The sequence below is a fragment of the Microbacterium sp. genome (genome assembly GCF_051860965.1).
GTDB lineage: Bacteria > Actinomycetota > Actinomycetes > Actinomycetales > Microbacteriaceae > Microbacterium.
Window position 1 is genome coordinate 569103 of record NZ_JBIMKU010000001.1, and the last position, 21135, is coordinate 590237.

Sequence of the window (21135 nt, forward strand, 5' to 3'; positions counted from 1 at the left end):
TCGAGCGCAATGAGCACGCGCCGGGCCACCATCTCCGACGTCGCGCGCGAGGCAGGAGTCTCGCCGTCGACGGCGTCGGTGGTCTTCAGCGGCAAGACGCCGGTGTCGGATGCCACGCGCCGCCGAGTGCTCGATGCCGCGGCATCCCTCGGCTACACCGGGCCCGACCCCCGCGCCGCGTCCCTTCGCACGGGTCGGTCCGGAATCGTCGGCGTGGTCTTCGAGGAGCATCTCGGAGCGGCCTTCCTCGACCCGGTCAAGACCCTCATGATGGACGGCCTCACCGATGCGGTGGCGCCGCTCGGGGCCGGCCTTCTGCTGCTGCGCGACAGGGAGCCCGTCGCCGGTGGGCCCTCGCTCACCTCCGCCCCGATCGACGCGGCGGTCCTCGTCGGCTGCAGCGGGTTCCTGCGCGAATCGCTCGACGTCGTGCGCAGCCGCGGCATCCCGGTCGTCGTGATCGAAGGCGACGCGGGCGAAGGCGTTCCGCGCATCGGGCTCGACAACCGCGAGGCCCAGCGACAGGCGGCGAGTCATCTGCGGTCGCTCGGCCACGAGCGGGTCGCGATCGTGACCTTGCCCGTCCGCGCGGGGTGGCAGCGCGGTTGGATCGGCGACGCCGAGATCACGATCGATGTGACGCGGGCGCGGCTCGAGGGTGCACGTGACGTGTATCCGGATGCCGCGGCCTTCGCCGCCGCGGGCAGCTTCATCGACGAGGGCCTCGCCGCCGGGCGCGAGATCTTCGCGGATCCCGCGCAGCGGCCGACTGCGGTCATCGCGCAGAGCGATCTGCTCGCGGCGGGGATCATCCGCGCGGCGGAGGAAGCCGGGCTGCGGGTCCCCGAAGACGTGAGCGTCACGGGCTTCGACGGCATCGTGGTCGACGGCCTCGCGCCGTACGAGCTCACGACGCTCGTCCAGCCGGCGGCCGACAAGGGACGGGCGGCGGGGCAGGCGGTCGCGGCGATGCTCGACGGGGCGGATGCCGCATCCGTTCGTTTCACGTGCGTCTTCCGCCTCGGGAACACGACCGGTCCTGCTCAGGAGCGCTGAGGCCCGAGCGGCAGGACGGTGTCGCCGAAGTCGAGGATCGAGTAGCGCCCGCAGGACACGACGCGGGCGTCATCCATCGCCACGTCGCCGGGCAGTTCGAACGCAGCGGACTGGTCGTCGACGACGAGGTAGGTGACCTCCTCGGCGGCGAAGTCGTCGCGGTTGACGAGCCACGCATAGCCGTTCAGCCGATGATCGACCTGCACGAGTGCGCGCGGGTCGGCGATGTGCGCTTTCGGCAGGCGGATGGTCCAGAACTGTCCCGCGCCGGTCCGGTGCGAGGCATCCACCCAGTCGGCGACGCAGTCGAGATCCGCATCGGGAGTCGAGACCGCGTGAGCGATGCGCGGGATGCTCGCCACCGCCGCGACGACGATGACCGCGCCCGCCAGCAGGGGCACGAGCCGGGGGGTGCGGCGCCCGACCGCGTCGGGGGCGACGACGAGTGCGAGGGCTGCGGCGAACGCGAGCGGCTGCAGATACCGCGCGGCGTGGGTGCCGAGAGCGATCGCGCCGACCAGCACGAGGAGCGGCGCGACCCACGAGTAGAGGGCGACGAGCCGCGGACCGGGATGCGCCGTGCGGACCGTCAGGGTGACACCGACGCCGAGCAGCGCGGCCGTCAGGAGGAGTGCCGCGAGTCCGGCGGGTGAGCTCGCCCGCTGCGCGAAGAGGGAGCCGTAGTAGTCCGATGACGCGAGCCAGTGCGTCGGGTCGGCGTAGCCGGCGCCCGTGTTCGCGATGACGTGCGCGAAGGGCAGGCGCGCCAGCATCCCGAGGCCCGCTCCGCCGACGAGGGCCCCGACGAGGATCCAGGCACGCCCGGCGCGCGAGACCACGAGCACGACGACGACCAGCGGCACCGTCGCCCAGGCGGCGAAGAGGGGGTTCGAGAGGACGGATGCTGCGCTCACGAGCGCAAGGCCGACGACCGCGACCCACCCCGACGACTCGAAGGCGCGGCGCACGAGTCCGACGGCGATGACGCTCCCCACGACGGTCGCGGAGTAGTAGGTCGTCGTGGTCTGCAGGGATGCCAGCTCGAGCGCATCCCGACTGGCAGAGGTGTCGAGCACCGCGAGAAGAGTGAACGCGACCGACGCCAGCAACGCTCCGGCGATCGGCGCCCGCGCCCGCGCCCGCGATCCCGCCGCGACGCGGAAGGCGCCGTACAGCGCGACGAGGTTGAGGATGCCGCTCAGCGCGAGCGTCGGGCCGACTCCGGCGCCCAGCGCCCACAGCAGGCAGAACACCGCGAGCTCGGGAACGAACAGCACGGTCGACATGGCCCAGTCCTGGGACTGCCCGGTCTCGAGCGATCGGGCGAAGAGGGTCGTGAGGAGCGAGTCTCCGTCGCGCAGCAGCAGCTCGGACCGATCGGAGCCCGCCACCGACCCCACGACGATGATCGCGAGGGCGGTCGCGATCGCGACGCCGAGGATCTCCCGCACCCAGCGCGGCATACCGAGGGCTCGAGCCTGCACCGCATCACTCTCGCATGTTCCGTCCGCGGGGAAGAGGTCCGGATGCGCGGATAGACTGGACCGGACACCCTGATCGCCCGAGCCGCGCGGATGGCACCCCGGCCGACGACCTAGAGGAGGCCGCTCATGCTGGTCGTCCTCGGCGCGTTCGCGATCGTCCCGCTGCTGCTTCCCTGGCTCGCTCATCGCATCGGTGCGCGCGCGTTCTACCTCGCCGCCGTCCTGCCGATCGTGGCGTTCGCGCTCGCCGTCGCGCAGACGCCGGCGGTGCTCTCCGGCGACATTCCTTTCGAGACATACGACTGGATTCCGGCCCTCGGCATCCAGCTCTCGATGCGCATGGACACCCTGTCGTGGGTCATGACGCTCATCGTCACGGGCGTCGGGGCGCTCGTCATGCTCTACTGCCGCTGGTACTTCGACGGCAAGAGCGAGGGCCTCGGTCAGTTCTCGGCCGTACTGCTCGCGTTCGCCGGCGCGATGTACGGGCTCGTGCTCACCGACGACCTCGTCGTGCTGGTGATGTTCTGGGAGATCACGAGCGTCCTGTCGTATCTGCTGATCGGCTACTACCACCGGCGTGCCGCGAGCCGCCGAGCGGCGCTGCAGGCGCTCCTGGTCACGACGCTCGGCGGACTCGTCATGCTCATCGGGGTCGTGCTGCTGGTGGTGGATGCCGGCACCTCGAGCATCTCGACGATCCTCGCCGAGGCGCCGACGGGCGCGGTGGTGGATGCCGCGCTCGTCCTGATCCTGGTGGGCGCGCTCAGCAAGTCGGCGATCTTCCCGTTCCACTTCTGGCTGCCCGGCGCGATGGCCGCACCGACCCCGGTGAGCGCGTACCTGCACGCCGCCGCGATGGTGAAGGCCGGCATCTACCTCATCGCGCGGCTCGCGCCGATCTTCGCGATCGCCCCCACGTGGCGGCCGATCGTCATCGGGCTCGGGGTCTTCACGATGCTGCTCGGCGGCATCCAGTCCCTGCGTGAGACCGACCTCAAGCGCATCCTCGCGTTCGGCACGGTGAGCCAGCTCGGCATGCTCACCGTCGTGCTGGGGTACGGCACGCGGGATGTCGCCCTCGCCGGACTCGCCCTGCTCGTGAGCCACGCGCTCTTCAAGTCGGCGCTGTTCCTCGTCGTCGGCGTCATCGACCGGCAGCTGTCGACGCGCGACATCGGCGAGCTGAGCGGAGTCGGCCGCCAGGCGCCGACGATCGCCGTCTTCTCGTCGATCGCGGTCGCCTCGATGGTGGGCATCATCCCGACGATCGGCTTCGCCGCGAAGGAGGGCGCGATCGCCGCCCTCCTGCACGAGGCCGAGGGCGGCGCGCCGTGGGGCATCGTCGCCGTCGCCGGCGTGGCCCTGGGCTCCGTGCTGACGGCGGCCTACGGCATCCGGTTCCTCTGGGGTGCATTCTGGACCAAGCGCGACGCGACCGGCGCGAAGATGGCGCCGACCGAGTGGCCCGACCCGCCCATCGGGTTCCTCGCGGCACCCGTCATCCTCGCGGGTCTCACCGTCGTCGCGGGCGTGGCCTCGCCCTGGCTCGACACCGCCTTCGCCGGCTACGCCGATCTCTCGCCCGCCGCGAGCCCGGGGGTGCCAGCACCCGAATATCCCGCCTACCTCGCGCTGTGGCACGGCCTCGAACCCGCGCTGTGGATCTCGCTCGCCTCGATCGCGTTCGGTGCGGGCCTGTTCTGGATCACGCGCCGCAAGATGCCCAAGCGCATGACGCCGTTCAGCGCGGCCGAGGTCTACAACGCGAGCCTCCGCGGCATCGCCCGCCTGTCGGTGCTCACGACCACCGCCACCCAGCGCGGCTCGCTGCCTGTCTACGTCGGCACGATCTTCGTCGTGCTGCTGGCCGCCGAGGGCACGGCCCTGGTCGCGGGCATGGGGATGTGGGAGGTCAGGATCGACGGCTGGCAGACGCCGATGCAGCTCGTCGTCGCGCCGATCATGATCATCGCCGGACTCATCGCGGTGCGCGCGCAGAAGCGCTACACGGGCGTCGTGCTGGTCTCGGTGACGGGGCTCGGGATGGTGCTGCTCTTCGCGACGAGCGGCGCTCCCGACCTCGCCCTGACGCAGATCCTCGTCGAGACGGTCACGCTCGTGACGTTCGCTCTCGTGCTGCGCCGCATCCCCGCACGGATGGGCGAGCACAATGCCTCGGTCGCACCCGTCGCACGCGCGGTCCTGGCCGCCGGTGTCGGCCTGACGATGGCGTGCGTCGCCCTCGTCGCGACGGGGGCCCGTGTCGAGAAGCCCATCTCGGGTCGATTCCCCGAGCTCGCCTACGAGCTCGGCCACGGCAAGAACGTCGTCAACGTCGCCCTCGTCGATCTGCGCGGGTGGGACACGATGGGCGAGCTCTCGGTCCTCATCCTCGCGGCGACGGGCGTGGCATCCCTCGTCTTCGTCACGCACCGCTCCGACACGCTCTCGAAGTTCAACGCGCTGCCGTCCGGGGCGACGAGGGCGCGCCGGCCCCTCGTCGAGACGTCGGACGGACTCAAGCAGCGTGGCGATGCGCCGGGGAGCGGTCGCACGGCATGGCTCGTCGGCGGTCAGCGGGTGCGACCCGAGAACCGATCGATCATGCTCGAGGTGATCGTGCGCATCCTCTTCCACACGATCATCATCGTGTCGCTGTATCTGCTCTTCGCGGGCCACAACCTGCCCGGCGGGGGCTTCGCGGGTGGTCTCGTCGCGGGCATGGCGCTCGTCATGCGCTACGTGGCGGGCGGTCGCTACGAGCTCGGCGCCGCAGCGCCCACCGACGCCGGCCGCCTGCTCGGGGCGGGCATGACGATCGCCGTCGCGTGTGCGATCGTGCCGCTCTTCTTCGGCGGCGCACCGCTCACGAGCACCTATTTCGAGTGGGATCTTCCCGTGCTCGGCGAAGTCGAGTTCGTGACCTCGACGTTCTTCGACATCGGCGTGTACCTCGTCGTGATCGGACTCGTCCTCGATGTGCTGCGCAGCCTCGGAGCAGAAGTCGACCGACAGGCGCAGGAGCTGCGCTCACGGGGGGCGATGGTGCCGTGAACGTCTCTCTCGTCCTGATCGTGATCATGGCCGTGCTCTTCGCCTGCGGTGTGTACGCGATGCTCGAGCGCAGCCTGACGCGCGTGCTCATCGGCTTCCTGCTCCTGGGGAATGCCGCCAATCTGATGCTCCTCATCGTCATGGGTCAGCCCGGTGTCGCCCCGTTCTTCGGCGCCGCGGCCACGACCGACGAGATGTCCGACCCGCTGCCGCAAGCGCTGACGCTCACCGCGATCGTCATCACCTTCGCCGTCTCGGCGTTCCTCCTCGCGCTCATCTACCGCTCGTGGCAGCTGGGCCAGGCCGACACCGTCGAGGACGACGAGGCGGACGTGGCCCTGCGCGCGCGCAATCTCGAGGCCGAAGAGGCGATGGACGACGAGACGGAGATCGAGGGGGCGGACGACGGCGTCACGACCGACTTCATCGGCACCGACACGGCGCCGATCACCGTCCTCGGGAGTCGGGATGTCGCATCGCTCCGCGACGACGCCCCTGTCGATCGGCCGCGTCGCGACGGAGGTGGTGACGCGTGAGCACCCTCGTCCCGCTCCTCGTGACTCTGCCCCTCCTGGGTGCCGCGATCGCGCTCATCGCCGGCCGCCACCGCCGGACGCAGGTCGTCGTGTCGATCGTGACGCTCAGCGTCGTGCTCGTGATCGCGTCGATACTGCTCTTCGCCGTCGACCAGACCGGAGTCCCCATCGCGGTGTCGGTGGGTGGATGGCCCATCCCCTTCGGCATCGTGCTCTACGTCGACCGACTGGCGGCACTGCTCGTCGTGGTCTCGAGCATCGTGCTCCTCGCGGTCCTGCTCTTCTCGGTGGGTCAGGGCGCCGCCGACGGCGACGACGAGACGCCGATCTCGATCTTCCACCCGTCGTACCTCATCCTCGCGGCGGGCATCTTCAACGCCTTCATCGCAGGCGACCTGTTCAATCTCTACGTCGGATTCGAGATCCTGCTCGTCGCCTCCTACGTGTTGATCACGCTCGGCTCGACCGAGTCCCGCATCCGGACGGGCGTCGTCTACATCGTCGTCTCGCTCGTGTCGTCGATCCTCTTCCTCGCGGCGATCGCGATGATCTACGGCGCCCTCGGCACGGTGAACATGGTGCAGATCTCGGAGCGCATGGCCGAGATACCGCAGGAGACCCAGCTCGTCCTGCACCTGATGCTCCTGCTCGCCTTCAGCATCAAGGCGGCCGTCTTCCCGCTGTCGTTCTGGCTGCCCGACTCGTACCCCACAGCGCCCGCGCCCGTCACCGCCGTCTTCGCCGGCCTGCTGACGAAGGTCGGCGTGTACGCCATCATCCGCACCGAGACCGAGATCTTCCGCGACAACGACGTCAACGTGCTCCTGCTCGTCATCGCGCTCGCCACGATGATCGTCGGCGTGCTCGGCGCCGTCGCGCAGGCCGAGCTCAAGCGCATCCTGTCGTTCACGCTCGTGAGCCACGTGGGCTACATGATCTTCGGGCTCGCGATAGCGACGCCGGCCGCGATCGGGGCCACGATCTACTACATGGTCCACCACATCGTGGTGCAGACGACGCTGTTCCTGGCCGTCGGCCTGATCGAGCGACGAGCGGGCAGCACGTCGATCCTCAAGGTCAAGGGGCTCATGCGGGCGGCCCCCGTCATCGCGGTGCTCTACTTCATCCCGGCCGTCAACCTCGGCGGGCTCCCGCCCTTCTCGGGCTTCATCGGCAAGTTCGCGCTCTTCGACGCCGCTGCCGAGGTCGGCACGCCGCTCATGATGGTCCTCATCGTGGCGGGCATCGTCACGAGCCTTCTCACGCTCTACGCGCTCATGCGTGCCTGGAACCTCTCGTTCTGGCGCGAGGAGGACGACTCGGCCGAGACCGAGGCGCGCATCTCGTACCTCGACGCGGCCCCGGGCGGCGTCGACACCGAGCGGCGCGTCATCCCGAAGATCATGACGGCGGCGACGGCGGGCATGGTCGCGGCGACCGTCGCCCTCACGGTGTTCGCGGGTCCGCTCTACGACGTCTGCGCGCGGATCGGAGCATCGCTTCTCGAGCCCGTCAGCCTCGTGCAGCTGGAAGAGGAGGCCGGCCAGTGACCCCCGACGCCAAGCCCGTCTTCCTCGCGCAGCTCTGGCGGCAGCTGCCGTTCTTCGTCTGGCTCATCGCGCTGTGGATGCTGCTGTGGGGCCAGTTCACCTGGCTCGCGTTCCTCACGGGCCTGGTCGTCGCGGTGTTCGTGACGCGGGTGTTCCGCCTTCCGCCCGTGGAGCTCTCGGGACGCGTCAACCTCGGCTACGGGGCGCTGTTCCTGCTCGAGTTCCTCGTCGCGCTCGTGCAGGGCTCGCTCCTGGTCGCGTGGCAGGTGATCGACGTGCGCCGCCAGCCCGGTGCCGCCGTCATCGCCGTGCCCCTCATCGTCGACGACGACCTGATCATGACGCACACGGCGGTCACGGCATCCCTCGTGCCGGGATCGCTCGTCGTCGACATCGACCGCGACCGGCGCATCATCTACCTCCACGTGATCGGGGTGCGCAGTGACGCCGACGTCGTGAAGCAGCGCAACAACGTGCTGCGGTGGGAGCGGCGCATCGTGAAGGCGGTCGGCTCCCGAGCGCAGGTGCGCCAGCTGAAGGAAGCCGACGACGCGCCGAAAGGATCTCCCCTGTGAACGTCCTGCTCATGGTGATCTACGCGGTGTTCGGCATCGCCGCGCTGCTCACGCTGTGGCGCATCGTCATCGGGCCGTCCATCCTCGACCGAGCCGTGGCATCCGACGTCCTGCTGACGCTCGTGATGTGCGTGCTGGGTGCCGAGATGGCGATCAACCACCACACGCGCACGCTGCCCGTGCTGCTCATCATCGCCGCCGTCGGTGTCTTCGGCTCGATCTCGATCGCGCGGTTCGTCGCGAGAAGGGACGGCCAGAGCTCATGACGATGGATGCCGTGCTCGACCTCGCCGCGCTGATCCTGATCCTCATCGGGGCGCTGCTGTGCCTCACGGCCGCGATCGGTCTGCTGCGGTTCCGCGATGTGCCGACCCGCCTGCATGCCGCGACGAAGCCGCAGGTGCTCGGGCTCATCCTCATCTGCATCGCGATCGCGCTGGCGTTGCGCTCGTGGCCCGTCGTCGCCTTCCTCGTGCCGGTCGTGCTGATCCAGCTCGCGACGGCCCCGCTCTCGGCGCACATGGTCGGCCGTCAGGCCTACCGCAACGGCACGATCGACGAGCGCTCGCTCTACGTGGACGAACTGGCCGAGTCGCGCCGCACGCCACCCGCCGCGGGCGGCTGATCCGGCGGGTGGGGACTTCTCTCCATCGCCGATCGGTGCACGCTCGGATACGGTTCGAGGGTCGAGACGGGCGCGAGGAATCGTCGCGCCGGATCCGGAGGAGTGCGAGATGTCGATGAAGCCGATCTTCCGCGAGCTCCGGCAGGCGGTGCTGGACGGCATGCGCCACGCGGACCTCAAGCTCTCTCAGCTGACCACCAATATCGATGGACACCTGGACACCGTCGTGCGCGCGGTGCGGGATGTGGACACCTTCGACCCCGACACCGTCACCGATGCGACGTCGCGCGGGTGGCTGGGCGACATCTTCCTCCGGCGGGGCAGGCGGACCGACGCCGGATGGCATTTCCTGCCCAAGAAGGATCGAGACTTCGCGGCAGACGTCCCGGTCTATCCGGGCGAGTACGCCCTGGACCTGCACGGATCCCCGACCGCGGTGCAGGGTGGCGACGGGACGATGATGGATGCCTCGACGTTCGCGGACGTCGTCCGTCGACGCACCGACTGGGACGGCGAGACCCCGATACGGTTGTTCTCGTGCGACACCGGCCGCCAGCCGGACGGGTTCGCCCAGCAGTTGTCCAACGAGCTCGGCGTCGACGTCACGGCGCCCACGACGCCGGTGTGGTCGCGACCGAACGGAGACCCGTTCGTGACCGACATCGATCCGGTGACAGGTGCGCCGGTGTGGCCGCCGAGCGGCACGTGGGTGCTGTTCAGCCCGGAGAGTTGAGAGAGTCGATGATCAAGCAGGTGACCGTGTTCGAGCCGGGCTGGGTGCCGACCGCTCCCGGGCAGCGTCCGCCGTTGAGCGAGGAGCGTCTGTCCGAAGAGGAAGCCGCTCGGGTCGGCGACTACCTTCAGGCGGGCGCGGTGGTGATGCACACGACGGCGCTGGGCATCGACGTCCTCGACAACGACGAGAAGGTCGTGCCCATGACGATCCGCACCGACGGCGAGTACGTGTGGACCGGCCCGGTCACGTACTACGTGCAGACGTACGGCGTCGCGCCGGACGCCGACTTCCTCGCGCACGTGCGGGCCCGCGACTATCAGGTCCGGGTGCCCAGCGAAGCAGAGATCGAACAGGCCGCGGCGGTGTTCGCACCGCCCCGGTGACGTTCGTGCCCGTCAGTCGGCGGGCGTGAGCGTCAGGGTGTCGGTGGTCGCGGCGGCCACGGCATCCGGAGTGAACGCCCACGGCGTGAGGATCGCCTTCTGCCAGTTCTCGGTCTGGTCGACGTAGTTCGGGTGGAACGTGTGACCGCTCGTGCCGGTCAGGTGATTCCAGCGCGAGGCGTCGAAGTCCGACAGGTCCACGACCATCCGCATGGACGGGACCGTCACCGTGGCGAAGTCGCCCCCGATATCCCACCCCGTCGCGTTGACGATCGACGAGCCGCCACCGACGGCGTACGGTCCGCGGTTGAAGAGCGCCTCGATCGGCGCGATGCCCGATGACCCGAACGTGTCGCTGCGCAGCGGCAGTGCGTGGAGCGAGCCCCAGTTCCATCGCGTCATGTTGTCGCCCTGCAGCTTCGCGAGGCGGTCGTAGGCCCCCTCGGCCGTGACGGCGAGCATCTCTTCGCGTCCCGTGACGCCGAGCTCCTCGTTCTGCCACCAGTCCGATCCGGGATCGGCGAGGATCGCATCGACCACGAGGAACAGGCGGGCCTGGTCGGTCGTCGGCGCGGGGTTCTCGCGGCCGCGGACGAAGAGGTTCTGCACGAGCTCGTCCCACAGCACGTTGGCGTAGGCCGCGGCATCCGAATCCGCGTCGTTCTGCGCGTTCCACGTGCGCATCAGGTCGAGCGCCGCATCGGGACCCTCGCGACCCGTCGTGACGTCCATGAAGGCCGCCGTCAGACGCTTGCCCATGTAGAACTCGTTGTCGGCCTGGATGTCGCGCATGACGTCGACGGTGATCGGACCCTCGGCCGACTTGCGCTGGATGAGGTCGGCGATGCGCGCGGCTCTCCAGCCGTAGTCCCAGTCCCGCGTGAGGAAGTAGGGATAGCTGTCGTCTGTGACCGCGTTGTTGGCGGTGACGATGTATCCCTCGGTCGGGTTGTACACGACGGGGAGCTCCTCGAACGGGATGAACCCGTTCCAGTCGTAGGCCGAATCCCAACCGGGCTGCGGCATCCATCCGTCACCCGCTCCGCGGATCGGGAGCTTTCCGGGCGTTTGGTAGCCGATGTTGCCGTCGACGTCGGCGTAGATGAGGTTCTGCGCGGGGACGTCGAAGAGGGATGCCGCGCGGCGGAAGCCGTCGAAGTCCTGCGCGATGTTGAGCGCGAAGATCGCCTCGGGGGTCGAGCCCGGCGTGAGGGCGGTCCATTTGAGGCTGACGGCGTACTCGCCGTCGGGGGCGTCTGCGGGCTCCTGCGCGCCGTCGTCGCCGCCGACGTACGGGTCGGCTGCGATGGCGTCGTAGTCGTCGGTGAGTCCCGAGACGATCGGACCGTTGACCGTGGAGCGGATGACGAGCTCCTCGTCCTGGCCGCCGGCGACCTCGATCGTCTCGGTGCGCTCGTCGAGCGGGACGAGTGCGTCGTCGCGCCAGTACTCGTCGCCGTCGATCTTCTCGATGTACAGGTCGGCGACATCCGTCGTCAGGTTCGTGAAGCCCCACGCGATGCGGGAGTTGTGGCCGATGATGACGCCCGGCACGCCCGAGAAGCCGAAGCCGGACACGTCGAACGCGCAGGCTTCGCTGAGCGTCCGGCACTTCAGCCCGATCTGGTGCCAGACGCTCGGCAGCGCGGCACCGAGGTGCGGGTCGTTCACGAGCAGGGGCATGCCGGTGTCGGTCAGGCTGCCCGAGACGACCCAGGAGTTCGAGCCGATGCCCTCGCCCGCTCCGCCGACGAGGGCGCTGACCGCCTCGACGACGCCGTCGACCTCGCTCCACTCGATCGAGGCCGTCGCGACGGAGAGCTCGCCCTCGCCCGACGCCTCCTCCGCGGCGGTGCCCAGAGCGGGCACGGTCGAGATCTCGGGAACGATGACGGGATTGGTGTCGAACGGGTAGTCGGGGTAGAGCGCGTCCAGCCCCTCGGCGTCGTACGTCTGAGCGAGGATCGCGCGCTGAGCCTCCTCCTCGAGGTTGGAGCGGAGGTCCCACGCCATGGCCTTGAGCCACGCCACGGAGTCCGCCGCGGTCCACGGCTCGATCTCGTAGTCGGCGTTCTGCAGACCGAGGACGGCGTACTCGAACGAGGCATCCGCCCCCTGGTGATCGGCGAGGTAGGCGTTCACACCGTCGGCGTACGCGTCGTAGTACGCGCGGCTCTCGGGGCTCAGCGCCGCGACCTCCTGCTCGGCGACCGCTCGCCACCCGAGCGTGCGGATGAACTTGTCCGTCGCGAGCTGCGACGCGCCGAACAGCTCGGAGAGACGACCGCTCGTCACGTGGCGACGGAAGTCCATCTCCCAGAAGCGGTCCTGCGCCTGCACGTAGCCCTGCGCGAAGAACAGGTCGTGCGTGTCGTCCGCCGTGATCGTGGGGATGCCGAGGGCGTCGCGCTGCACCGTGACGTCGTCGCCGAGGCCCTCGACCTCGATCGTGCCGTCGAGCTGGGGGAAGGACCGCTGGATCGTCCAGCCGAGGAGGCCCGCGGCGACGAGCGCGACGACGGTGAGGCCGGCGATGGCGCCGAAGACCCAGAGGCCGATCGTCCTGCCCACGGAGCGTTTGCGCGGCGCGTGTTCGGTCTCGGTATCGGCCGGTTCAGGCGTGGACGTCGTCATCGATGCATCTCTTCCGGAAGGTCCCCAGACACGCCGTGCCGCGCACGACGGAACTCCGTGCCTCCCGTTCGGGTCGAGCGGCACCGTCAGGCATCGTAACCCGGCGGAGCATCCCGACCCGAATGTCGCTCGGTTCCGGGAGGGTTCAGCCGATGATGCTGGGCTGGAGATCGCGCAGCGTGCGGAAGTGCGTCATGCGTGTGACTCCGATCGCCGCCGCGACGCCGGCCGCGGCGAGCCAGAGGAGCAGGACGCCCAGATCGAGCCAGACGCGACTCGGATCGCCGCCGTACATCACCTGGCGCATCGCGTCGACGACGTAGCTCATCGGCAGCACGTGATGGAGCGCGGCGAGCGGCGCCGGGAGCGTCTGCCAGGGGAACGTGCCGCCCGCCGTCACGAGCTGCAGCACCATGAGCACGAGACCGAGGAACTGCCCGACGGAGCCGAACCAGACGTTCAGCGCGAGGATGATGGCCGCATACGTCGCCGATGCGAGCAGCAGGATGCCGAGCGTCGCGAGCGGATTTGCGAACTGGAAGCCCAGAGCGAGCGAGAGCACGGCGAACAGGCCGATCATCTGGACCCCGCCCAGGATCGCGGGCGTCGCCCATCCCGCGAGCGTCACGCGGATCGGCGAGTGCAGTGCCGTGACGGCGCGACGCGAGATCGGCTTGACGATCAGGAACAGCGCGTAGATGCCGATCCAGGCCGCGAGCGCCGCGAAGAACGGCGCGAGACCCGCACCGTAGTTCTGCGCCTGGGCGACGGTCGAGGTGTCGATGTCGACCGGGTTGCCGATCGTCGCGGCCTGCTTCTGACGCGTCGCGGCATCCGTGTCGGGAAGCTGCCCCACGCCGGACTGCAGACCGTCCCGCAGCTGGGTGGCGCCGTCGGAGAGCTGGTCGAGTCCCGTGCCCAGCGCCGCGGCGCCGGCCTGCAGGCGCGCGGCCCCGTCGGCGGCGGATGCCGCGCCCTGCGCGAGCTCGGCGCTCCCGGCCGACACCTGCTCGGCGCCGGCGTTGAGCCGATCGATCTGGCCGACGGCGGACTGCACGCGCTGATCGACGGCCTCGACCTTCTCGCCGAGGGGGTCGAGCGCCGCGAGGACCTCGTCGATCTCGGCGGGCGTGAGTCCGCGTGCAGCGAGGCGGTCGGCGATGTCCGTCCGGATCGAGGGGAGCGCTGCCGTGACTTCCGCCGCGGCGGCTCCCACTCGACCCGCGACCGCGTCGAGCTGCTGGGTTCCGGCGGCGACCTGCTGCGCGCCGCTCGCGAGCCGGGTCGATCCGTCGCGCAGCCGCGCCGTCCCGTCGGCGAGCTGCGTCGCCCCGTCGGTCAGGGCGCTCGCGCCCGTGCCGGCCGTGCCGAGCCCGTCGACGAGACGACCGGCGCCGGACGCGGCATCCGTCAGCTGCACGCGGATCGTCGCGAGGGCGTCCAGCAGCGTCAGACCGGCTTCGCTCACGACCTTCTCGGCGACGGTGGCCCGGATCTTCTCGACCGCCTGCGTGCCGATCGTCGTGGCCAGGTAGTTGTTGGCGTCGTTGGTCCGCAGCTGCAGCGTCGCCTGCCGCGGGGCGTCGGAGGTGATCGAGGCGATGGATGCCGTGAAGTCCGCCGGCACCTCGATCGAGAAATCATAGGTCCCGTCGTCGAGTCCGGCTTCCGCTGCCGCGGCATCCACTCGATGCCAGTCGAATGTGCCGCTTTCGAGCAGGTCCGCGGCGACCTCGTCGCCGAGGTTGCGAGCGGTGCCGTCGATGGTGGCGCCGGCGTCTTCGACGACGAGGGCGACGGGCACCTGTGCGAGACGACCGTAGGGGTCCTGGTTCGCCCACAGATACAGACCGCCGTAGAGGATGGGCACGGCCAGAAGCGCCACCAGGGCGATGATCGACATGCGCGACGAGAACAGTCGCCGCAGCTCGGCGAGCACCATCTGAGGGACCTTCATCGGAGGACCCCCGAACGCAGGCGCGCGGCGCGCGAAGGCTTCGGAGCCCGCCGCGTTCGGGTGCGGGATGCCGCGGCCAGCGCGGTCTGCGAGGCGCGGCCGGCGATCACGAGCACGGCGAGTCCGCGCGCCGCGAGCTCTTCGGCAAGTCGCCACCACACGGCGGGCTCGCCGCCGTGGCGGTCGGGCGAGACGAGCACGATGCCCTCGACGCCCTTCCGCAGCACGGCGAGCTCGCACAGCATGCGCAGTCGCGCGGCGGGCTCGACCGTGCTGATCGGCAGGAGTGCGAGCTCACCGAGCCCCAGGCCTTCGAGCCAGCGCCGCGCGGCGATCGGGTCGGAGCGGCGCCCCGCGAACATGAGCTCCTCGGCGACGACACCCGCGACCAGGACGTTCGGGTCGGGGTCGGACACATCGGGGGCGTCGACGAGCGCGACACGACGCCGGAGGGCCGCGGCATCCACCCGCCCGTCGATCTCGACCGCACCGGCGGCCGGACGCATGCGGCCGGATGCGAGGAGGCCGAGCACCGTCGGACGCTGTTCGGTCTCTTCGCACACGAGCACCGCTCGGCCGGATTCGTAGACGACGGTCGTCGCGGGGAGCGCGCGGCCCTTCGCCGCCGCCCGGAGCTGGACTCTCATTCGGTCACGTCGAGGATCGCGGGGTGGGTCTCGAGCAGGTCGACGCACTCGCGCCACGACAGACCGGCGATGCTCAGCACGGCGCGCACGGCGAGTCCTCGGGCGTCGGGCGACGCGACGTCGAGCCGGGTGATGGCCATGCGCGCGGACTCCTCGATGAGTCGCGCGAGCGTGCCCGCCGTGATGTCCTCGCGCAGCGATCCGTCGGCCTGACCTCGACGCACGAGCCGCAGCACGGTGGCGCGCAGCGGGGCGAGGGCGTCGGCGGTGTCGTGCACGTGCGTCTCGTCGAGCGCGATGGCGGCGGCGACTTGCACGCGGGAGGCCTCGCCCCACAGGCGCGATGCGAGCGTCGCGAGCGCGACGCGCGCATCGTCGTCGTGCACCGATCCTGCGATCTCGTTGAAGCGCCCGGCGCCGAGCTCGACGAGCTCGCGGATGAGCGACTCGCGGTCGGCGAAGTGTCCGTAGAGGGTGCGGCGCGTGAGGTGCGCGCGGCGGGCGATCGTGTCGATGGATGCGTGGGGGTCGCTGGCGAGGGCGGCGGCCGCGGCATCCAGTATCCCGCGCCGGTTCTCCTGCGCATCGCGTCGGGGGCGACGCGCGGTGGTGTCGGTGGTGGTCACGCTGCGAGTGTACGCCTAAAGTGCACACCGCTGTGTAACTTAGGCGGGAAGTGTCAGCCTTTCCACAGTCATCCGCCAACCCGTGCCGATCCCCTTGGCGAGCCACTGCTCAACCTCGTCGTCGGGCATGTCGTCGGGCAGCGCGAGCGTCATCGTCGCGCTGCTGGATTCCTCGTCGACGTCCTCGAAGACGATCGTCGCGACCGGGCCGGCGCGCAGATCGGAGCGATCGAGCTCGGGCCAGCCGTCCTCTGCGCCCCACGCGAAGACGAGCCGCTCGTCGGGCACGATCTCGAGGTAGATGCCGCCGGTCGTGTACCTCGTGTCTTCGTCGATGACCATGGGGAGCGTCCACGCTCCGCCCACGCGCAGGTCGACCTCGATCGGCTGTGCGGGTCTCGGCTGCTCGGGGTTGAGGAACCATTCCAGTTCCGAGGGGACGGTCCAGGCGCGGAACACCTCCGCGCGCGGGACCGGGAACGTGCGGGTGACGACGATCTGCCGTCGGTCGTGCTCAGACATCGGGATCCTCCGGGATTTCTCCGGCCGGGCGACCCCGGCCGAGGTGGCGAGCGAGGGCGTCGAAGCGGCTCTCGAAGAAGCGTCGGTATTCGCCGATCCACTCCTCCGCGTCGCGCAGGCGCGCGCTCTCGAGTTCGACGACGCGCTCCTGGCCCCGCCGTATCTTGCGGACGAGCCCCGCCTTCTCGAGCGCGGCGATGTGCCGCGACACGGTGGGCAGGCTCAGCGCGAAGGGCTCCGCGAGATCGCCGACCGTCGCCGACCCGTCGGCGAGCCGAGCGAGGATCGCGCGGCGCGTGGGGTCGGCGAGCGCCGAGAAGACCTCGCTGAGCTCATCCGTCATATTTGCATGATAGCGCAATTACGCCATCATGCAAATACTTCAGTCCGTGCCGAGATCGAAGGCGGACGCCTCGTTCGCGGCATCCGTCGCCTCGGCGAGCTCTTCGCGCTCGGCGTCGTAGTCGGCCGCGTGGTCGGTGATCTCGTTCGCCTCGCCGGCTTCGATGCGGCCCACGAGGGCACCCGTCGCGCCGCCGATGAGGCCGAGGCCCGCGTACTGCTCGAGGCGCGAGCGCGAGTCGGCGATGTCGAGATTGCGCATCGTGAGCTGCCCGATGCGGTCGGTGGGGCCGAAGGCCGCATCGCCGACGCGCTCCATAGAGAGCTTCTCGGGGCCGTACGAGAGGTTGGGCGAGGTCGTGTCGAGGATCGTCCAGTCGTCGCCGCGGCGAAGGCGCAGCGTGACCGTGCCGTTGATCGTGAGGCCGACCCACTTCTGGATCGACTCGCGCAGCATGAGCGACTGCGGCTCGAGCCAGCGTCCCTCGTACATGAGCCGACCGAGGCGGCGGCCCTGCTCGTGATACGTCGCGAGCGTGTCTTCGTTCAGGATGCCGTTGACCAGGCGCTCGTACGCGATGAACAGCAGGGCCATGCCCGGAGCCTCGTAGATGCCGCGCGACTTCGCCTCGATGATGCGGTTCTCGATCTGATCGCTCATGCCCAGGCCGTGGCGGCCGCCGATGCGGTTCGCCTCGAAGACCAGCTCGACGGGGTCGGAGTACGCGGCGCCGTTGAGGGCGACAGGACGCCCCTGCTCGAACGTGACCGAGACATCCTCGGTCTCGATCTCGACGGCCGGATCCCAGAAGCGCACACCCATGATCGGGTCGACCGTCTCGAGCGAGACGTCGAGGTGCTCGAGGGTCTTCGCCTCGTGCGTCGCACCCCAGATGTTGGCGTCGGTCGAGTACGCCTTCTCGACCGAGTCGCGGTAGGGGAAGCCGTGCTCGACGAGCCACTCGCTCATCTCTTTGCGACCGCCGAGCTCCGTCACGAAGTCGGCGTCGAGCCACGGCTTGTAGATGCGCAGAGCGGGGTTCGCGAGCAGGCCGTAGCGGTAGAACCGCTCGATGTCGTTGCCCTTGTACGTGGAGCCGTCGCCCCAGATGTCGACGCCGTCCTCTTTCATCGCGCGCACGAGCAGCGTGCCCGTGACAGCGCGCCCGAGCGGCGTCGTGTTGAAGTACGTCTTGCCGCCGGAGCGGATGTGGAACGCCCCGCAGGCGAGGGCGACGAAGCCCTCTTCGACGAGGGCCGTCTTGCAGTCGACGAGCCGTGCGACCTCGGCGCCGTACTCGAGCGCCCGGCCCGGGATCGCTTCGATGTCGTCCTCGTCGGGCTGACCGAGGTCGCCCGTGTAGGTGCAGGGGACGGCGCCCTTGTCGCGCATCCACGCGACGGCGACGGACGTGTCGAGACCCCCCGAGAAGGCGATGCCGACGCGCTCGCCGGTGGGCAGGGACTGAAGGACCTTCGACATGACTCGATCCTACCGAGAGCCGTGTCTCGCGTTTCGGCCGGTCGCGCGTGCTTCCCCGTCGGAGGATGTCGTGTCGGTCGGAGGATCGCGGCGGAATCCTCCGACGGAGCGCACATCCTCCGACCGAGCGTGAGCCTCAGCGCAGAGTGACGCCCGTGATCGTCACGGGTGTCGCGGGGGCGCCGTCATCTGCGCCGCCCTCGACGCCGGCGGCCGCGATCTCCTGCACGACGGCGAGGCCCTCGGGCGACAGCTGCCCGAAGACCGTGTACGACGGCGGAAGCTCCGTGTCTTCGTAGACGAGGAAGAACTGCGACCCGTTCGTATCGGGTCCGGCGTTGGCCATCGCGACGGTGCCGGCGGGGTACGTCTCGGTGCCGTCGAGCTCGTCGCCGTAGCGGTACCCGGGACCGCCCCTGCCGGTGCCGGACGGGTCACCGCACTGCAGCACGAAGATCCCCGACGTGGTGAGGCGATGGCAGGGGCTGTCGTCGTAGTAGCCCTGATCGGCCAGTGAGACGAAGCTGCCGACGGTGCAGGGCGTGCGGTCGGCATCGAGGGTCATCGGGATGTCGCCGGCGGTCGTCTGCAGGGTCGCCTCGACGGTGCCGGATGCCTCGCCCGCGGCATCCGGGAACGCCACCTCTTTCACCGCACCGGCACTCTCGACGTACTCGCACGCGCCTCCGCCCGGAGTGGCATCGCCGCCGGGCGACGCCGACGCGCAGCCGGAGAGGGCGAGGGCCAGGAGGGCGAGCGGGACCAGGACGAGACGCGAGCGCATCCGTCCAGGGTAGACGCGTGGGTCAGGCAGCGGTGTCGGGCGCGAACCGCGGGTCGCCGACCTCGGCGTCGGCCCGGCCGTCTTCGCGCGCCCGGCCGACCCACACCACGAACAAGCCGATCGCGATGATGGCGACGGCGATCCCGACGATGTAGAGCACGACGGTGCCGTAGCCGTTGTCGAAGTTGTTCGGGTTCAGGAACGGATACGGGTACCACCAGGGGTCGCCGGTCGCCGGGTTCGTGACGAGGTTCGCGCGGATGAGCGTGTAGACGACCCAGACGATCGGGAAGATCGCGATGATGCCCACCGTCGACCAGGCGAGGCCGCGGCGCTTGGGGGCGAGGAAGAGGTCGAGCAGGAGGAAGATCGGCCCGATCAGGTGCATCACCTCGTTCGACCAGGGGATCGGCTCGGTACCGGGATACAGCTGGACTCCCCGCAGCAGGATGTTGTAGACGATGCCCGTGATGATCATGTACGTCGTCACCGAGGCGAGCGCGATCGCGATGCCCCGGGGCTCGGAGGAGAACGCCCTCCCTCTCGTCAGGCACCAGGCCGCGGCGATCACCAGCACGACGGCGGCGAGCACGTTGGAGAGGATCGTGAAGAAGCTGAAGAAGTTGCTCGCGACCGTCGCGATGTCCTGGCCGTTGCGCTCGGCGCGGGACAGGGACTCGACGAGCTGAGCGACGACCGCCGCCACGATGACGAGGGCCATGACGATGCGGAGGACGGACCAGGTGAGTGCCCAGGCAGGGGTGCGCAGCATGGCCACACCCTATCGTCGGTTCGCGGCGGCACCTCGGTAGGATGGGGTGTAACCGTCCGATAAACGGGGGAGTGGGCCCATGCCAGGCATTGTGATCATCGGCGTCCAATGGGGAGACGAGGGCAAGGGCAAGGCGACGGACCTGCTCGGCGATCGCACCGACTGGGTCGTCAAGTTCAACGGCGGCAACAACGCCGGTCACACGGTCGTGATCGGCGACGAGAAGTACGCGCTGCATCTGCTGCCCTCCGGCATCCTGTCTTCGGGCGTCAACGCCGTCATCGGCAACGGCGTCGTGGTCGACCTCGAGGTTCTCTTCTACGAGCTCGAGGCGCTGCACGCGCGCGGAGTCGACACGTCGCGCCTCAAGGTGAGCGCCAACGCCCACATCATCACCCAGTACCACCGCACGCTCGACAAGGTGACCGAGCGGTTCCTCGGCAAGCGGATGATCGGCACCACGGGGCGGGGCATCGGCCCCGCGTACGCCGACAAGATCAACCGCGTCGGCATCCGCGTGCAGGACCTCTTCGACGAGAACATCCTGCGGCAGAAGGTCGAGGGGGCGCTCGACCAGAAGAACCACCTGCTGGTGAAGATCTTCAACCGTCGCGCCATCACGGTCGACGAGATCGTCGAGGACCTCCTGTCGTACGCCGAGCGCCTGCGGCCGATGGTCGCCGACACGTCGCTGCTGCTGAACGATGCGCTGGATGCCGGCGAGGTCGTCGTCTTCGAGGGCGGTCAGGCCACGATGCTCGACGTCGACCACGGCACGTACCCGTTCGTCACGTCGTCGTCGGCGACGGCGGGCGGGGCGGCCACGGGCGCCGGGGTGGGACCGAATCGCCTCGACCGCATCGTGGGCATCGTCAAGGCGTACACGACGCGCGTCGGCTCAGGACCCTTCCCGACCGAGCTCTTCGACGAGCAGGGCGAGTGGCTGCGCTCGCGCGGCTTCGAGTTCGGCACGACGACGGGTCGCCCGCGCCGCGTCGGCTGGTACGACGCTCCGATCACCCGCTACGCCACGCGCATCAACGGCATCACCGATCTCGTGCTGACCAAGCTCGACATCCTCTCCGGGCTGGACGAGATCCCGGTGTGCGTCGCCTACGACGTCGACGGCGTGCGTTTCGACGAGGTCCCCGTCAACCAGACCGACTTCCACCACGCGACGCCCATCCTCGAGTTCTTCCCCGGGTGGAAGCAGGACATCTCGACCGCGCGCACCTTCGACGACCTCCCGCTCGAAGCGCAGGACTACGTGCTCGCGCTCGAGAAGATGAGCGGGACCCGCATCTCGGTCATCGGCGTGGGTGCGGCGCGCGACGCCGTCATCGTGCGCCACGACCTCGTCGACTGA

Annotated in this window: 20 protein-coding genes; 10 read left to right on the top strand and 10 right to left on the bottom strand. The window is 69.7% G+C overall.

Annotated elements, in window-relative coordinates:
* Positions 1-9: 9 nt before the first annotated feature.
* Positions 10-1056, top strand: a complete 1047-nt coding sequence (locus ACTIFV_RS02680) for a LacI family DNA-binding transcriptional regulator (RefSeq protein WP_439591205.1) — start codon at positions 10-12, stop codon at positions 1054-1056.
* Here the strand turns inward: ACTIFV_RS02680 and ACTIFV_RS02685 are convergent.
* Positions 1044-2540, bottom strand: a complete 1497-nt coding sequence (locus ACTIFV_RS02685; protein WP_439591206.1) for a hypothetical protein — start codon at positions 2538-2540, stop codon at positions 1044-1046. The genes ACTIFV_RS02680 and ACTIFV_RS02685 overlap by 13 nt on opposite strands.
* A 126-nt stretch (positions 2541-2666) precedes the next feature.
* Between ACTIFV_RS02685 and ACTIFV_RS02690 the strand changes: the two genes are divergently transcribed.
* The 8 genes from ACTIFV_RS02690 to ACTIFV_RS02725 all read left to right on the top strand — a co-directional run bounded on the left by ACTIFV_RS02690 (position 2667) and on the right by ACTIFV_RS02725 (position 10002).
* The gene (locus ACTIFV_RS02690) at positions 2667-5597 is read left to right on the top strand and encodes a Na+/H+ antiporter subunit A (RefSeq protein WP_439591207.1); all 2931 of its coding nucleotides are present in this window, start codon (positions 2667-2669) and stop codon (positions 5595-5597) included.
* Positions 5594-6133 (top strand): Na(+)/H(+) antiporter subunit C, encoded by a 540-nt coding sequence (locus ACTIFV_RS02695; RefSeq protein WP_439591208.1) that lies wholly within the window; start codon positions 5594-5596, stop codon positions 6131-6133. Before ACTIFV_RS02690 ends, ACTIFV_RS02695 begins: the two co-directional genes overlap by 4 nt.
* Entirely contained in the window at positions 6130-7683 is a 1554-nt protein-coding gene (locus tag ACTIFV_RS02700; RefSeq protein WP_439591209.1) for a Na+/H+ antiporter subunit D, read from the top strand. The genes ACTIFV_RS02695 and ACTIFV_RS02700 overlap by 4 nt, the downstream gene beginning before the upstream one ends.
* Entirely contained in the window at positions 7680-8258 is a 579-nt protein-coding gene (locus tag ACTIFV_RS02705; RefSeq protein ID WP_439591210.1) for a Na+/H+ antiporter subunit E, read from the top strand. The genes ACTIFV_RS02700 and ACTIFV_RS02705 overlap by 4 nt, the downstream gene beginning before the upstream one ends.
* On the top strand, positions 8255-8524 hold the full coding sequence (locus tag ACTIFV_RS02710) for a monovalent cation/H+ antiporter complex subunit F (RefSeq protein WP_439591211.1): 270 nt from the start codon (positions 8255-8257) through the stop codon (positions 8522-8524). The genes ACTIFV_RS02705 and ACTIFV_RS02710 overlap by 4 nt, the downstream gene beginning before the upstream one ends.
* Positions 8525-8526: 2 nt before the next feature.
* Positions 8527-8883 carry a monovalent cation/H(+) antiporter subunit G gene (gene mnhG, locus ACTIFV_RS02715; protein ID WP_439591391.1) on the top strand — a complete coding sequence of 119 codons (357 nt, stop codon included), beginning with the start codon at positions 8527-8529 and terminating at the stop codon, positions 8881-8883.
* A gap of 109 nt (positions 8884-8992) precedes the next feature.
* On the top strand, positions 8993-9616 hold the full coding sequence (locus ACTIFV_RS02720; RefSeq protein ID WP_439591212.1) for a hypothetical protein: 624 nt from the start codon (positions 8993-8995) through the stop codon (positions 9614-9616).
* 8 nt (positions 9617-9624) lie between these two features.
* On the top strand, positions 9625-10002 hold the full coding sequence (locus tag ACTIFV_RS02725) for a hypothetical protein (protein WP_439591213.1): 378 nt from the start codon (positions 9625-9627) through the stop codon (positions 10000-10002).
* A 12-nt stretch (positions 10003-10014) separates the two neighbouring features.
* On the opposite strand, the gene ACTIFV_RS02730 is transcribed toward ACTIFV_RS02725, so the two are convergent.
* The 9 genes from ACTIFV_RS02730 to ACTIFV_RS02770 form a co-directional block, all read right to left on the bottom strand.
* Positions 10015-12636 (bottom strand): penicillin acylase family protein, encoded by a 2622-nt coding sequence (locus tag ACTIFV_RS02730; protein ID WP_439591214.1) that lies wholly within the window; start codon positions 12634-12636, stop codon positions 10015-10017.
* Positions 12637-12781: 145 nt separating this feature from the next.
* The gene (locus ACTIFV_RS02735) at positions 12782-14593 is read right to left on the bottom strand and encodes a YhgE/Pip family protein (protein WP_439591215.1); all 1812 of its coding nucleotides are present in this window, start codon (positions 14591-14593) and stop codon (positions 12782-12784) included.
* Positions 14590-15240 carry a hypothetical protein gene (locus ACTIFV_RS02740; protein WP_439591216.1) on the bottom strand — a complete coding sequence of 217 codons (651 nt, stop codon included), beginning with the start codon at positions 15238-15240 and terminating at the stop codon, positions 14590-14592. Before ACTIFV_RS02740 ends, ACTIFV_RS02735 begins: the two co-directional genes overlap by 4 nt.
* A complete protein-coding gene (locus ACTIFV_RS02745; RefSeq protein WP_439591217.1) occupies positions 15237-15866 on the bottom strand; it encodes a TetR/AcrR family transcriptional regulator in 630 nt (209 codons plus the stop codon). Before ACTIFV_RS02745 ends, ACTIFV_RS02740 begins: the two co-directional genes overlap by 4 nt.
* 39 nt (positions 15867-15905) lie before the next feature.
* Complete coding sequence (locus ACTIFV_RS02750; RefSeq protein WP_439591218.1) at positions 15906-16388, bottom strand: SRPBCC family protein; 483 nt, start codon at positions 16386-16388, stop codon at positions 15906-15908.
* Positions 16381-16731, bottom strand: coding sequence for an ArsR/SmtB family transcription factor (locus ACTIFV_RS02755; RefSeq protein WP_439591219.1), 351 nt, complete (start codon positions 16729-16731; stop codon positions 16381-16383). Before ACTIFV_RS02755 ends, ACTIFV_RS02750 begins: the two co-directional genes overlap by 8 nt.
* 39 nt (positions 16732-16770) lie before the next feature.
* Entirely contained in the window at positions 16771-18213 is a 1443-nt protein-coding gene (argG, locus tag ACTIFV_RS02760; RefSeq protein WP_439591220.1) for an argininosuccinate synthase, read from the bottom strand.
* Positions 18214-18349: 136 nt separating this feature from the next.
* A complete protein-coding gene (locus ACTIFV_RS02765) occupies positions 18350-18997 on the bottom strand; it encodes a peptidylprolyl isomerase (protein ID WP_439591221.1) in 648 nt (215 codons plus the stop codon).
* A 22-nt stretch (positions 18998-19019) separates the two neighbouring features.
* Positions 19020-19769: a Pr6Pr family membrane protein gene (locus ACTIFV_RS02770; RefSeq protein WP_439591222.1), complete on the bottom strand. Its 750-nt coding sequence runs from the start codon at positions 19767-19769 to the stop codon at positions 19020-19022.
* A gap of 79 nt (positions 19770-19848) precedes the next feature.
* Here ACTIFV_RS02770 and ACTIFV_RS02775 point away from each other — a divergent pair, with 79 nt between their 5' ends.
* Entirely contained in the window at positions 19849-21135 is a 1287-nt protein-coding gene (locus tag ACTIFV_RS02775) for an adenylosuccinate synthase (RefSeq protein WP_439591223.1), read from the top strand.

Coding starts and splice junctions, on each gene's coding strand:
- ACTIFV_RS02680 (WP_439591205.1), top strand. CDS start 10: ATGAGCACGCGCCGGGCCACCATCTCCGACGTCGCGCGCGAGGCAGGA.
- ACTIFV_RS02690 (WP_439591207.1), top strand. CDS start 2,667: ATGCTGGTCGTCCTCGGCGCGTTCGCGATCGTCCCGCTGCTGCTTCCC.
- mnhG (WP_439591391.1), top strand. CDS start 8,527: ATGGATGCCGTGCTCGACCTCGCCGCGCTGATCCTGATCCTCATCGGG.
- ACTIFV_RS02720 (WP_439591212.1), top strand. CDS start 8,993: ATGTCGATGAAGCCGATCTTCCGCGAGCTCCGGCAGGCGGTGCTGGAC.
- ACTIFV_RS02725 (WP_439591213.1), top strand. CDS start 9,625: ATGATCAAGCAGGTGACCGTGTTCGAGCCGGGCTGGGTGCCGACCGCT.
- ACTIFV_RS02730 (WP_439591214.1), bottom strand. CDS start 12,636: ATGACGACGTCCACGCCTGAACCGGCCGATACCGAGACCGAACACGCG.
- ACTIFV_RS02735 (WP_439591215.1), bottom strand. CDS start 14,593: ATGAAGGTCCCTCAGATGGTGCTCGCCGAGCTGCGGCGACTGTTCTCG.
- ACTIFV_RS02740 (WP_439591216.1), bottom strand. CDS start 15,240: ATGAGAGTCCAGCTCCGGGCGGCGGCGAAGGGCCGCGCGCTCCCCGCG.
- ACTIFV_RS02750 (WP_439591218.1), bottom strand. CDS start 16,388: ATGTCTGAGCACGACCGACGGCAGATCGTCGTCACCCGCACGTTCCCG.
- ACTIFV_RS02755 (WP_439591219.1), bottom strand. CDS start 16,731: ATGACGGATGAGCTCAGCGAGGTCTTCTCGGCGCTCGCCGACCCCACG.
- argG (WP_439591220.1), bottom strand. CDS start 18,213: ATGTCGAAGGTCCTTCAGTCCCTGCCCACCGGCGAGCGCGTCGGCATC.
- ACTIFV_RS02765 (WP_439591221.1), bottom strand. CDS start 18,997: ATGCGCTCGCGTCTCGTCCTGGTCCCGCTCGCCCTCCTGGCCCTCGCC.
- ACTIFV_RS02770 (WP_439591222.1), bottom strand. CDS start 19,769: ATGCTGCGCACCCCTGCCTGGGCACTCACCTGGTCCGTCCTCCGCATC.
- ACTIFV_RS02775 (WP_439591223.1), top strand. CDS start 19,849: ATGCCAGGCATTGTGATCATCGGCGTCCAATGGGGAGACGAGGGCAAG.